Origin of the sequence: Nocardiopsis sp. NPDC057823 (assembly GCF_042797335.1) — a bacterium.
In the GTDB taxonomy this organism is placed as follows: domain Bacteria; phylum Actinomycetota; class Actinomycetes; order Streptosporangiales; family Streptosporangiaceae; genus Nocardiopsis; species Nocardiopsis changdeensis.
On the sequence record NZ_JBHVLR010000022.1, the window covers coordinates 108,482 to 120,899 of the forward strand.

Consider the following 12,418-nt stretch of genomic DNA (forward strand, 5'->3'; position numbering starts at 1 on the left):
CAACCCGATCCGGGCGGCCCGGGGAGCACATACTCGGAGCATGCTGACCTCACGCGCCCGCATCCTGTTGTCCGCCCTGCTCAGGGACCTTCCCGACCGGCACCACATCCTCACCGTGCACACCGACCGGACGGCGTCCACCTCGGTCGTCCTGCACACCGGCGGCTGGGACATCGAACACCCGCCGGTGGTGGAGCGGCTCTCCGCCGTCCTGGCCGGCGGCCACGGCGCCGCCGTGATCCTGCGCAGTTTCACACCGCGGATCTCCCACACCCTCCCGGACGGGACCGAGATCCCCGTCAAGGTCGTCCGCGGCTGGCGGGCCGCCGACCACGCCCTCGTCCCCCTCGACGAGGCCCAGATGTTCGACGCCCACTGCACCGACGCCGCCTCCGGCGAACCGGTCCCGCCCGAGCACGGTGTGGAGTTCGCCCCGGCCCCGGCCGTCGACCTCTCCGCCTTCCACGCCCGGTGAGGCCGCGGCGCCCCGGCCCCTCCCCCGCGCGCCGGGCACGGCCGGAACCGGACGGGCGTCCCCCACGGGACCGCCGCCTCTGCCATGATCGGGGCCGACCACCCCCGAGCGGAAGCGGTGCCATGCCGGACCCCCTGCGCGATTCCGACCCCCGGGAGATCGGCCCCTACCGCCTGCACGCCCGGCTGGGCGCGGGCGGCATGGGGCTGGTGTACCTGGGAAGCTCCCCGGGCGGGCACACCGTCGCCGTCAAGGCGGTGCGCCCGGAGCTCGCCGACGACCCGGACTTCCGCCGCCGCTTCGCGGTGGAGATCACCGCCGCCCGCACGGTGGGGAGCCTGTACACCGCCCAGGTCGTGGACGCCGACCCCGACGGCGACCCGCCGTGGCTGGCCACCTCCTACATCCCGGGCCCCTCCCTGCACCGCGCCGTCGCCGACCGCGGCCCCCTCCCGCCGGACTCGGTCTCCGCGCTCGGCGCCGGGCTCGCCGAGGGCCTCGCCGCCGTGCACGCCCAGGGGGTGGTGCACCGCGACCTCAAGCCGGCCAACGTGATCCTGTCCGCCCAGGGACCCAGGCTCATCGACTTCGGCATCGCCCGCGCCCTGGACGCCACGTCCCACACCCGGACCTCCACCGTGCTGGGCACCGCCGCCTTCATGTCGCCCGAGCAGGCGAGGGCGGAGAAGCAGACCGGCTTCGCCTCCGACGTGTTCTCCCTGGGCTGTGTGCTGGGTTTCGCCGCCACCGGGCACAGCCCCTTCGGGGAGGGTCCGGCGCACGCCGTCGCCTACCGGGTCGTACACGCCGACCCCGACCTGGAGGGGATCCCGGGTCCCCTGGCCGACCTGGTCGCCGCCTGTCTGGCCAAGGAGCCCCGGGACCGGCCCCGGCCGGAGGACCTGCTGCGGCGGTTCCCCGAGGCGGCGCCCCCGGAGCCGGGGAGCCCCGGGCGGGGCTGGCTCCCCGACGACCTCACCGAGGTCATCGGGCGGCACGAGACCCTCCTGGAGACCCTCGTCGACCCCGGGACGGCACCGGGCGGTCCCGCGAACGGCGGCCGGGCGCCGTTCCCGCCGCGGCCGCGCGCGGCACCGAGCGGGGCCAAGGCTCCGGAGGGGGCCGGGGCCTCGGAGGAGGCACGGGACCCGCAGGACGTGCCGCGGGCCTTCGAGATGACGACGGCCGCCACCAGGGTCGTCGAACGGTTCTCGGAGGTGCGCTACGTGGTCGCCCTGGTGGCGGCCCTGTTCGTGGGCGCGGTGCTCTTCGGCCTGCTGTTCGGCGGCCCGGACGCCGGCTTCGACGAGGCCCTCGCGTTCGCCGGGGACATCGTCACAACGCCCCTGTTCGTCGTGCTCTACAGCGCGGCGGCCGTCCTCGCCCTCCTCGACGGGGGCTCCGCCGGACACGACCTCCTCATCGTGGACGGCGGGGGCATCCGCGTGGTCGACAGGAGGTGGCTGCGCCTGCGGGACCGCTCCTTCACCCTGGCCTGGGACCGCCTGCGGTCCGTCCGGGCCCAGGCCGCCCGCCCCGGTTCCGGGAAGGGGATCGAGGTGGGCGTCACCGTGGAGTTCGCCCGGGGCCGGGCCCCCGACGAGGCGTGGCTGAAGCGCCACGGCGTCCTGGGATCCGACCGGGGCCACACGATCGCCACCACGTCCCTGCCCGACGCGGCCGACACGCTGTACCGGGTGCGCGAGGCGCTGGACCGCTTCGGCGGCGGCATTCACGTCCTCCCCTGAGCGCCCGGTTCCCGGTACACGGGGCCCTGGGGGCACCGCCCCCGGGCACCGCTCAGGCGGACGGCTCCTCGTCCCCGAGGCCCTCCCCCGCCTCCTCGGCGCCGCGCCGGGGCACCGCGACCTCCAGGGAGACCCCCAGGTCGCGGACGGCGCGCGCCGACGACTCCGGGAGGCGGTCGTCGGTGATGACGGTCGAGAAGCGGGTGAGCGCCGCGACCTTGAAGGTGCCGAACGCCCCGTACTTGTCGGCCCCCGCCACCAGCACCGAGGTCGAGGCCGCCGCCATGGCCGCCCGCTTGACCGCGACCTTCTCCCGCGAGGGCGTGGTCGAGCCGCGGTTGAGGTCCCAGGAGCTGGTGGAGATGAACGCGGTGTCGATGTTGAACTCGGCGACGGTCGCGGCCGCGATGTCGCCGACCGACGAGCGGTTCTCGCGGTCGATCCGCCCCCCGATGAGGAACAGGGTGACGTCCGGGTGGTCGCTGAGCGAGGCCGCCGTGGTGATGTCGTTGGTGATGACGGTGAGCCCGAGGGTGTTCCACAGCAGGGGGACCAGGTGCCCCAGCGTGGTACCGGCGTCGAGGTAGAGGGTCTGGCCGTCGCCCACCAGGGCCGCCGCGGCGTGCGCCATCGCCCGCTTCTCCGCCACGTCCGCGCGCGACTTGTCGCGGTAGGAGGGCTCGGCGCGCACCTGTGAGACCAGTTCGACGCCGCCGGGGACGGAGCGCACCCGCCCCTCCCCCTCCAGGGTCATGATGTCGCGGCGCACGGTCATGTGGGAGACCCCGAGGATGTCGCAGAGTTCCCGCACGCTCAGCACCCCCGTACCGCGCAGCTCCCGCAGTAGCAGTTCACGCCGTTGCGCCGGGATCATCGTCCTCCTTCGGGTCGGTCTCACCCGTCAGGGTAATCCAGAGTTCCCAGATGATCTCAGATGTTACGCCGCTGTACCTCCGCGTGCTCGCGGTGGTACCCCCGGCGCACCACCCCCCACAAGCGCGGCGACACCCGGACCGCCCCGCCGGGGCCGTCGCGCCGCCGGACCAGGCGGGAGCAGGAACGAGTGGGGCTCGCGGACGGACGGGCCGCGCACCGGATCGCCGTTCCGCCCGCGGACCCCCGGGCCCCCGGGCCCCCGCCCCGTTGCGCGTCCATCATCGGCCAGCGTTACCAGATGATCTCAGATGTGACGATTATTGACTCTTATGTGCATGCAATGTTAAGACTTGGGTCATCGTCGTCGCGGGACGCCACCACGCGCGCCCTCCGCACGGCGGGAGAAGGAGAACCCATGCAAGACACCGACGCCGCCACCGCGCCGACCTCCACGGTGCGGTACGCGCTCACCGGAGCACGCGGCGGATTCGCACGCACGCTGCTCGCCCAGACCAGGGGCATCGACCGCCTGCACCCCGCGGTCCTGTGCGACCTGGACCCGGAGGGCACCGTCGCCCTGTGCACCGAGCTCGGCTACGACCCCGCCGACCTGCACGTGTGCGCCGACGCCGCCGAACTCGCCGCAGCGAAGGACGGGGGCATCGCCGTGATCGCCGACGCCGCCCTCCTCGCGCACGCCGACTACGAGGTGCTCGTCGAGGCCACCGGCAGCCCCGGCGCCGGGACCCGGGCCGCGCGCACCGCCATCACGACGGGACACCACGTCGTCATGGTCTCCAAGGAGGTCGCCTCCGTCTCCGGGACCGCGCTGGCCGACCTCGCGGACGAACACGGCGTCGTCTACACCCCCGGCATCGGCGACCAGCCCGCCAACCTCATCGAGTGGTACGAGCGCACCCGGCTCCTGGGCCTGGACGTCGTGGCCGTCGGCAAGTCCGGTGAGTACGACCTCGTCTTCGACCCCGCGACCGGACGCGTGAAGCAGCTCGACCAGGAGGTCGACGCCCCCGCCCTCGCGGACCTGCTCACCCTCGGCCCGGACGTGCCCGCCACCCTGCGCGCCCGCGCCGAGGCCGTCTCGGGCCTCACCCGCGCCGCCACCGCCGACTACTGCGAGATGGGCGTCGTCGCCGACCACACCGGCCTGGTCCCCGACACGGAGTCGCTGCACTACCCGGTGGCCCGGGTCGCCGAGCTCGCCGACGTCTACGCGCTCGCCGAGGACGGCGGCGTGCTCTCCCGGCCGGGCGCGGTGGACGTCTTCAGCGTCCTGCGCCTGCCCGAGGAGGCCTCCTTCGCGGGCGGTGTCTTCGCCGTCGTGCGCACCGGCGACCCGGTCACCTGGGAGCTGCTCGCCCAGAAGGGGCACGTGGTCTCCCGCTCGGGCCGCTACGCGTGCCTGTACCTGCCCTACCACCTCATGGGCGTCGAGACCCCGCTGAGCATCCTCGACGCGGCCGACCGGCACCGCGCCGCCGGGCCGCGCCGCCCCCGCCCCCACGCCGTCCTGGCCGGGCGCGCAAGGGGCCCGCTGGCCGCCGGCACCCGGCTCGACATGGGCGGCCACCACCACGACGTCGCCGGAGTGGCGCCCGTCCTGCTGGACGCCGCGCAGGCGCCCGCCGACACCGCCCCGCTCTACCTCGCGGCCCACACCACCCTGGCCCGCGACATCCCCGCCGGAGCCCTGCTGCGCCTGGACGACCTCGCCGACCCCGACGGCGTCCTCGTCGACGCCTGGCGGCACGCCCGGACCCGCCTCGTGAACGATCGGAACCGGTGACATGTCGGACCTCTACACCCTCGGGGCGTTCCTCGCCGCCATCGTCGTCCTCGTCCTCCTCATCGCCCGCTTCAAGGTCCACCCCGTGGCCACGCTCTTCATCGTGGTCGTCACCCTGAGCCTGGTCCTGGGCATCGGCGGCGAGGGCACCATCGAGCTGGTCACGACGGGCTTCGGCAACACGCTGGCCAACGTCGGCCTGCTCGTCATCTTCGGCTGCGTGCTCGGCAAGATGCTCGAACTCAGCGGCGCGGCCCTGAAGATCACCGAGACCGCGCTGCGGATGTTCGCCGAGAAGCGCGTCCCGTGGGCGATCGCCCTCGCCTCGGTGGTCCTGGGCATCCCCCTGATCGCCGACACCGCCGTCGTCATGCTCATCCCGATCGTGTCCGCCCTGGCGTACCGCACGGGCATCTCGATGATGAAGCTGGGGCCGATCCTGTACATCGGCGCCTACGTGATGACCTCGGTCGTCCCCCCGGGCCCCGGGCCGCTGGCGTCCGCGTCGCTGCTCGACGTGTCCATGGGCGAGGCCATCCTCTACGGCCTCGTGGTGGGCCTGCCGGGTGTCTTCGCGGCCACGCTCTACCTGTCCCGGATCAAGACGTACGTGGCGCCCAAGCCCGAGTTCGTCGAACACCTGGTGAGCGGCTCCGAGACGGTCCCCGGCGGTACGGGAACGGGTGCGGCCGGCCCGGGCGCGGCCGGCCCGGGAACGGGCTCCGCGGGGACCGGCTCCGCCGCGGACGGCGCCCCGGGTGTGGGCCTGTTCGGCTCCCTGGTGCCGATCCTCGCCCCCATCCTCCTCATCGTGATCGCCGCCCTGGCCGCCCCGGTCCTGCCCGAGGGGTCCCCGGTCACCTCCGTCATCCTGTTCGTCGGCGAGCCCACCATCGCCCTGTTCCTGGCCTGCCTGCTCGCGCTGCCGCTGTTCCGCGGCCGCTGGCACGACAAGGCCACCCTGAACGACCTGTTCGAGTCGGGCCTGCGCATCGCCGCGATGCCCATGGCGCTCACCGGTGTCGGCGGTGCCCTGGCCACCGTGATCCGCGACACCGGCGTGGCCGAGAACATCGCCGCGGGCATCGAGAACGCCGGCCTGTCGCCGATCATCATCCCGTTCCTGGTCGCCGCCGCCGTGTGCACCATCACCGGCTCGAACATCCTCGGTGTGATGACCTCGGCGGCCATCATGCAGCCCCTGCTCCCCGAACTCGACCTCGCACCGCTGGCGGTCTACCTTGCCTGCGCGACCGGCGCCCAGATCATGAAGCACGCGAACTCGTCGGGTTTCTGGGTCACCACGACCCTGTCCAACATGACCGTGGGCCAGGGCATCCGCTCCATCGGCGTCGCCTCGGCGATCTCCGGCGTCACCGGGTTCGCGGTGCTCTACGCCATGACCACCCTCGGCGTCATCTGATCCCCCGCCCCTGACCGAAGGGCCGCCCCGCCTCCCCCGGCCGCCGTGCCGCGGGGAGCGGGAGCGGCCCGCATGAACGAGAGAACCCAGCACAGGAGGACACCATGGCGACCCTCGGCGTGATCGCCGACGATCTCACCGGCGCCACCGACATCGCGATCGCCCTCACCTCCGCCGGCCACCGGACCGCCGTCGTCCTGGGGGAGGGCGTCCCGCTCGGGGGCGCGGCCGCCGACGCGGACGCCCTCGTGGTGGCGCTGAAGTCGCGCACCGCCCCGGTCGGGGAGGCCGTCGCGGCCTCCCTGGAGGCCCTGGACCGGCTGCGCGCCGCCGGATGCGAACGGTTCTACGTCAAGTACTGCTCGACCTTCGACTCCACTCCCGAGGGCAACATCGGTCCGGTCTGCGAGGCGGTGCTGGAGGCGCTGGGCGAGGAGGCCACGGTGATCGCCCCGGCGTTCCCCGCCAACGGGCGCACCGTCTACCGCGGCCACCTCTTCGTCGGGGACGACCTCCTGGAGGAGTCCCCCATGCGCCACCACCCGCTCACCCCGATGACCGACTCCAGCCTGGTGCGGCTGCTCGAACCGCAGGTGTCGCGGGGCGGGGACGACATCGCCCTGGTGCCCTGGCCGGTGGTCTCGCGGGGAGTGGACGCGGTGCGCGCGGCCCTCGCCCGGGCCGCCGCCGGGGGTGCCCGGTTCGCCGTCGTGGACGCCCTGTCCGACGACGACCTGGACGTCCTGGCCCGCGCCGCGTCGGGGCTGCGACTGCTCACCGGGGGCAGCGCCCTCGCCCGGTGGCTGCCCGGGCCGCACCCCGTCGGCCACCTGCCGCTCACCCCGCCCGAGGGACCGCGGGTGGTGCTCTCCGGCAGTGCCTCCCGGGCTACCCAGGGCCAGGTCCGCCACGCCCTGGCCGCCGGCTCCGGGCACCGCCTGGCCCCCGGCGACCTGCGCACCGACTTCGACGGCACCGTGGCGCGGGCCGCCGAAGCCGCCCTGGGCGCCCCCGCCGACGCCCCGTTCGTCGTCTACGCCACGGCCGCGCCCGAGCACGTCGTGGACGCCGCCGACGCCCCGCTCATCGAGGAGGCCCTGGCCGAGACCGCCGTACGGCTCGTCGCGGCGGGCGTCCGCGCCCTGCTCGTGGCGGGCGGGGAGACCAGCGGCGCCGTCGTGGGGCGCCTGGGGGTGGGGCCGCTCGCGGTGGGACCCGAGGTCGACCCGGGGGTGGCCTGGATGCTGGCCCGGACGGGGGGCTCCGGTGACGGGGACGACCTGCGCCTGATGCTCAAGTCCGGCAACTTCGGCCGCGAGGACCTGTTCGTCCGCGCGTGGGAGGAGGGGGCGTGAACCGTGCGACACGCGAGGCGGCCGAGGAGCTGTGCGCGGCCGGACACCGCGCCGTGGAGCTGGGGCTGAGCCCGGGCTCCTCCGGCAACGTGTCCGCGCGCGTGGACGGCCTCGTCCTGATGAGCCCCACCGGGGTCCCCCTGGACCGCCTGGAGCCCGACGGCCTGTCCGTGGTGGCCGCCGACGGGACCCCGGTCTCCGGTCCGCCGCCCTCCAAGGAGCTGCCGCTCCACCGGTCGATGTACGACCGGCTCCCCGAGGCCGGAGCGGTGGTCCACCTGCACTCGCCGCACGCCACGGCGGCCTCGTGCCTGCCGCCGTGGTCGCCCGCCTCCGCCCTGCCCCCGATCACCCCCTACCTGGTGATGCGGGTCGGGCGGGTGCCCCTGGTCCCGTACGCGGCGCCGGGGAGCACACGGCTGGCCGAGAACCTGTCCGCCCTGCCGGGGCGGTTCGCCGCGGCGCTGCTGGCCAACCACGGGTCGCTGGCGGCCGCCGCCGACCCGGCCGCGGCCCTGGAGGGGGCCGTCGAGCTGGAGGAGGCCTCGCGGATCGCCGTCTCGCTCCACGGCCGGGAGTACTCCGCGCTCGCGCCCGAGGACGTGAAGGAGCTGACGGCGAGGTACGGGACCACCTGGGACCTGTGACCGGCCCCCGCCGCGGACCCGCTCCGGGCCGGCCCGGCTCCGCTCCGGCCCCGGCCGCGCCACCCGCGCGGCCGGGGTCGCGGCGTCGGTGGCGGTGGCAACGGCGGGGTGACGGTGGCGGGATGGACTTCCGGTCGCGCCCCGGAACGTCCGAGGCACCGGGCACCATGGACGGCACCGACACCCCCAGCCCGCCTTCGACTTGAAGAAATCCGACCACGATCGCGGTAGGGTTCCTTCAAGTGCACAGACCTCGAGAGGTGTCTCTTGCTGATCGCCGCACACGAACTCCCCCGACGGGACGACCGCCTCGCCCTCCTGGGCACCTCCTGGCCGGTCATGGAGAAGGCCCTGCGCATGAGCGAGGCGGGCCTGCGCCGGGTGACCGAGAGCCACGGCCGCACCGCCTCCGGCCAGTACGCCTACCACGAACGGCTCGCCGCGCTGCGGTCCGAGCAGAAGGTCCGGTACGGCTGGGAGAACGTCAGCCGCTTCCAGATCGACCTCACCGTCAACCCCGAGCGCACCGTCGGCATCCAGACGCTGAGCGGCGACGCCAACACCGGGAACCCCGACCCGACGGCCGTACCGCACAGCCAGCACCCGCGCGGCCCCAACGGGCGCCACCTCCTCACCGACGAGACCGCGTTCGAGCAGCTCTCCCTGCCCGGCCTGCCGACGGAGTTCCTGCCGCCCCCGGCGGAGCCCTCCGACCTCGACGGCCTGGAGGTGTGGGTCTTCCTCACCTACCGAAAGCAGGTGCCCGAAAGCGATCTCGTGGTCTGGCATAGTGAACTGTCCCGCCCCTGCCCGCCCGACGAGCGGGGGTACATCACCGCCTGGTACGACCGCATCCTGTTCCCCGAAGTGACGATCGGGAGCGTGGTCTTCCCCGACGAGGGCGGGGACATGGAGCCGATCGACGTCCCGGTCGACTTCCGTTAGCGACGAACACGCCCGGTGGCGGCCCCGCCGGGCCCACAACCGACAGGGCAGCGCACACCATGGTCACGCCGTCACGCATCCGACTCGCACGGGAGCGAAGGGCGCTCACCCTGGCGCGATTGTCGGCCCTGACGGGGATATCGCAGCAGAGCCTGTCGAACTACGAGAACGCCCGCTCCGCCCCCACCGGGCCCACCCTGGGCCGGATCGCCGAGGCCCTGGGGTTCCCGGTGGGGTTCTTCTCCGCCGACGAGGTCGAGGAGGTGGCCTCCGAGGCGGTGGCGTTCCGGGCCCGGACCAAGACCTCGATGCGCAAGCAGAAGGCCGTCCGCTCCCAGGCCGCCCTGGCGATCGAGTTCAACGACTGGCTCACCGCGCACTTCGCCCTGCCCGCGCCCAACGTCCCCACCTACGGCCGCCCCTCCCCCGAGGACTGCGCCGAGACGGTGCGCGCGCTGTGGGAGCTGGGCGACACCGCGGCCCCGAACATGGTGCACCTGCTGGAGGCGCAGGGGATCCGCGTGTTCTCCCTGGACACCGAGCACCACGAGGTGGACGCGTTCGGGTTCTGGCGCGACTCGGTGCCCTACGTCTTCCTCAACACCGCCAAGAGCGGCGAGCGCGGGCGCTTCGACTGCGCCCACGAGCTCGGCCACCTGGTGATGCACGGGGACGAGCGGCCGCTCAGCGGCCCGGAGGCCGAACGCGAGGCCAACCGGTTCGCCAGCGCCTTCCTCATGCCGCGGGCCGACGTCGTCGGCCGCATGCCCGCGGGCGCCCAGGTCGACCAGATCCTCAAGGCCAAGTCGATCTGGCGGGTCTCCGCCATGGCCCTGACCCACCGGCTGCACGACCTGGAACTGCTCACCGACTGGCAGTACCGGTCCACCTGCCGGCAGCTGGCCGAGATGGGCTACCGCACCGCCGAACCGGACGGGATCGCCCGCGAGACCTCGCAGCTCCTGCCCAAGGTCTTCTCCCTGCTGCGCGGCAGGGGCACCACGCCGGGCAGGGTGGCCGAGGAGCTGAGCATCCCGCTCTCGGAGCTCAACTCCCTCATGTTCGGGCTCTCCTTCACCTCCCGCCCCGGCCGGGGCGGCGGCCCGGGACGGGACCGCGGCCGCCCCGCGCTGCGCGTGGTGCCCGCACCCCGGTGACGACCGCGGCCGCGGCGGTCAGGCCCCGACCAGCTCCTCGGGGGTGGGCTGGACGGGGTGCAGCTCCTCGGGCGCGGTGTGGAACCAGGCCTCCAGGAGGAGTTCGCTGAGCTCGTCCAGCTCGATCCCGTCGAGGTGGACGACCACCCAGCCGAACCCGCCTCCGGTGAACTGCACCTCGAACACCTCGGGGCGCTCGGCCACCAGCGCGGCCTGCTCCAGCAGCGTCTGCTTGAGCCCCACGGTGGCGGTACGGGGCCACAGGTAGCCGAACGGCTTCCCGCGCACCCGGAACGTCGTGTACTTCTCGCCCCGCTGCGGCTCGCACTCGGGCAGCGCCTCCGTCAACCGCAGGAACCGTTCGATCTCCACACCCATGGGACGAGCCAACCACACCGCACCGACACCGCCGACGACGGTGCCGGAGAAAGGGCCGGGCCCCGGCGGGGCCTGGCCGGGCGCCGGATCGCACGCTCCGCTTTCCCGGAGAACGCCGGAAAGGGGACCGGTCGCGTCCCGTGAAAGGCGCGCAGCCCGGGAACCGCCATCGAGGACACGCTTTCGACCGACCGGGGGGAACACGCCCGGATTTTCCATCCGCCGCCCGGGTGCGAGCGAACCACAAAGGCCCCTGGCGAAACTCGGGCGGCGACCAGTGATCTGCACCGAGCATTGCATCAAATTCGTGTGAACTAGCGCATAGCACAAGTGTGCATCAATGCGAGGACCTCTCCCACAGGGGCCCATAGGGCGACGAACTGGGGTGATGACCACCGGTGTCCACTTCCGCACCCCGTGTACCTCTATGCAGGTGAGCAGGACGACGACCAGGACGAACGGGGGAAGAAGGGCGGGAGAAATCCGGCTCCGGAGAATTTCCGCCCATATAGTAAGGGAGCCCTACCCGAGCGGCCGGAACATGAAACACATCGCCCCGCGAACGGCGGATAAGGGGCGTCCGGGTCTTTGTTAAGTTCCCGTTTCGGCAGGAGAAACCACCGACTCCGGAGAGGATGAGACCCCGCCAGGGGATTCGGCCATGACTCTGCAGATGGATCTTCAGGCATCGACCGCCGACGAGTACCCCACCCGCAAGGCCCCCGAACCAGCGCTGCTCGACCGCAGGGACCCCGTCGTCTGGGGGCCCGGTGACGGCCCCTTCTCCCAGGAGGAGCTCCAGGGATACGACCGGCGCGGCTACACCCGGATCGAGGCGTTCGTCACCGACGCCGAGGTCGCGACCTACCGGGCCGAACTGGACCGGCTCGCGAACGACCCCGCGCTGCGCGGCGACGAGCGCCTGGTCGTCGAGCCCGCCTCCGAGGAGGTGCGCTCGGTGTTCGACGTGCACAAGGTCAGCCCGGTGTTCTCCGACCTGGTCAACGACCCCCGCCTGGTCGACCGGGCGCGTCAGATCCTCGGCTCGGACGTGTACGTGCACCAGAGCCGCGTCAACTACAAGCCGGGCTTCGGCGGCGGCTCGTTCTACTGGCACTCCGACTTCGAGACCTGGCACGCCGAGGACGGCATGCCCCGGATGCGGGCGTGCAGCTTCTCCGTCGCGCTGACCGACAACTACACGCACAACGGCGCCCTGATGATCATGCCGGGCTCGCACAGGACGTTCGTGTCGTGCGTGGGCGAGACCCCTGCGGACCACTACCGGGCCTCGCTGAAGAGCCAGCACATCGGCACCCCGGACGAGGGCTCCCTGTCCCGCCTGGCCGAACGGCACGGCATCGACGTGCTCACCGGCGGGGCCGGAGGCGTGACGGTCTTCGACTCCAACTGCATGCACGGCTCGGGCGGCAACATCACGCCGTTCCCGCGCTCGAACGTGTTCATCGTGTTCAACAGCGTCGAGAACGCCTGCGTGGAGCCGTTCAGCGCCCCGGCCCGGCGCCCGGAGTTCCTCGCCTCGCGCGACTTCACCCCCGTCGGCCGCTGACCCGGCCCCCACGGGCGCCGGTGCGGGCGGCCCCAGCCCC

At 73.3% G+C, this 12,418-nt stretch carries 11 protein-coding genes; 9 read left to right on the forward strand and 2 right to left on the reverse strand.

Annotated features, from left to right (window positions below):
• The first annotated feature begins 40 nt into the window (after positions 1–40).
• Positions 41–475: a hypothetical protein gene (locus ACFVNO_RS27285; protein ID WP_378896767.1), complete on the forward strand. Its 435-nt coding sequence runs from the start codon at positions 41–43 to the stop codon at positions 473–475.
• Positions 476–597: 122 nt separating this feature from the next.
• Complete coding sequence (locus ACFVNO_RS27290) at positions 598–2,223, forward strand: protein kinase (RefSeq protein ID WP_378896770.1); 1,626 nt, start codon at positions 598–600, stop codon at positions 2,221–2,223.
• Between the two features lie 52 nt (positions 2,224–2,275).
• On the opposite strand, the gene ACFVNO_RS27295 is transcribed toward ACFVNO_RS27290, so the two are convergent.
• Positions 2,276–3,097 (reverse strand): DeoR/GlpR family DNA-binding transcription regulator, encoded by an 822-nt coding sequence (locus ACFVNO_RS27295; protein ID WP_378896773.1) that lies wholly within the window; start codon positions 3,095–3,097, stop codon positions 2,276–2,278.
• Positions 3,098–3,514: 417 nt separating this feature from the next.
• Between ACFVNO_RS27295 and ACFVNO_RS27300 the strand changes: the two genes are divergently transcribed.
• The 6 genes from ACFVNO_RS27300 (at position 3,515) to ACFVNO_RS27325 (ending at position 10,430) form a co-directional block, all read left to right on the forward strand.
• Positions 3,515–4,903 carry a homoserine dehydrogenase gene (locus tag ACFVNO_RS27300; RefSeq protein WP_378896776.1) on the forward strand — a complete coding sequence of 463 codons (1,389 nt, stop codon included), beginning with the start codon at positions 3,515–3,517 and terminating at the stop codon, positions 4,901–4,903.
• 1 nt (position 4,904) lies between these two features.
• Positions 4,905–6,326 carry a GntP family permease gene (locus tag ACFVNO_RS27305; RefSeq protein WP_378896779.1) on the forward strand — a complete coding sequence of 474 codons (1,422 nt, stop codon included), beginning with the start codon at positions 4,905–4,907 and terminating at the stop codon, positions 6,324–6,326.
• A 104-nt stretch (positions 6,327–6,430) separates the two neighbouring features.
• Entirely contained in the window at positions 6,431–7,681 is a 1,251-nt protein-coding gene (gene otnK, locus ACFVNO_RS27310) for a 3-oxo-tetronate kinase (RefSeq protein ID WP_378896782.1), read from the forward strand.
• The gene (locus ACFVNO_RS27315) at positions 7,678–8,328 is read left to right on the forward strand and encodes a class II aldolase/adducin family protein (protein WP_378896785.1); all 651 of its coding nucleotides are present in this window, start codon (positions 7,678–7,680) and stop codon (positions 8,326–8,328) included. The genes otnK and ACFVNO_RS27315 overlap by 4 nt, the downstream gene beginning before the upstream one ends.
• 267 nt (positions 8,329–8,595) lie before the next feature.
• A complete protein-coding gene (locus ACFVNO_RS27320; RefSeq protein ID WP_378896788.1) occupies positions 8,596–9,273 on the forward strand; it encodes a hypothetical protein in 678 nt (225 codons plus the stop codon).
• Positions 9,274–9,332: 59 nt separating this feature from the next.
• Positions 9,333–10,430 carry a helix-turn-helix domain-containing protein gene (locus ACFVNO_RS27325; RefSeq protein ID WP_378896791.1) on the forward strand — a complete coding sequence of 366 codons (1,098 nt, stop codon included), beginning with the start codon at positions 9,333–9,335 and terminating at the stop codon, positions 10,428–10,430.
• An 18-nt stretch (positions 10,431–10,448) separates the two neighbouring features.
• Here the strand turns inward: ACFVNO_RS27325 and ACFVNO_RS27330 are convergent, their stop codons facing one another.
• Complete coding sequence (locus tag ACFVNO_RS27330) at positions 10,449–10,808, reverse strand: MmcQ/YjbR family DNA-binding protein (protein WP_378896794.1); 360 nt, start codon at positions 10,806–10,808, stop codon at positions 10,449–10,451.
• A 661-nt stretch (positions 10,809–11,469) separates the two neighbouring features.
• Between ACFVNO_RS27330 and thpD the strand changes: the two genes are divergently transcribed.
• Positions 11,470–12,378 (forward strand): ectoine hydroxylase, encoded by a 909-nt coding sequence (gene thpD / locus ACFVNO_RS27335; RefSeq protein WP_355265117.1) that lies wholly within the window; start codon positions 11,470–11,472, stop codon positions 12,376–12,378.
• The last annotated feature ends 40 nt before the right edge of the window (positions 12,379–12,418 follow it).

What these genes read in the sequence shown, in the direction of transcription:
- otnK (WP_378896782.1), top strand. Translation starts at nt 6,431, where the DNA reads ATGGCGACCCTCGGCGTGATCGCCGACGATCTCACCGGCGCCACCGAC.
- ACFVNO_RS27305 (WP_378896779.1), top strand. Translation starts at nt 4,905, where the DNA reads ATGTCGGACCTCTACACCCTCGGGGCGTTCCTCGCCGCCATCGTCGTC.
- ACFVNO_RS27295 (WP_378896773.1), bottom strand. Translation starts at nt 3,097, where the DNA reads ATGATCCCGGCGCAACGGCGTGAACTGCTACTGCGGGAGCTGCGCGGT.
- ACFVNO_RS27285 (WP_378896767.1), top strand. Translation starts at nt 41, where the DNA reads ATGCTGACCTCACGCGCCCGCATCCTGTTGTCCGCCCTGCTCAGGGAC.
- ACFVNO_RS27290 (WP_378896770.1), top strand. Translation starts at nt 598, where the DNA reads ATGCCGGACCCCCTGCGCGATTCCGACCCCCGGGAGATCGGCCCCTAC.
- ACFVNO_RS27330 (WP_378896794.1), bottom strand. Translation starts at nt 10,808, where the DNA reads ATGGGTGTGGAGATCGAACGGTTCCTGCGGTTGACGGAGGCGCTGCCC.
- thpD (WP_355265117.1), top strand. Translation starts at nt 11,470, where the DNA reads ATGACTCTGCAGATGGATCTTCAGGCATCGACCGCCGACGAGTACCCC.
- ACFVNO_RS27300 (WP_378896776.1), top strand. Translation starts at nt 3,515, where the DNA reads ATGCAAGACACCGACGCCGCCACCGCGCCGACCTCCACGGTGCGGTAC.
- ACFVNO_RS27325 (WP_378896791.1), top strand. Translation starts at nt 9,333, where the DNA reads ATGGTCACGCCGTCACGCATCCGACTCGCACGGGAGCGAAGGGCGCTC.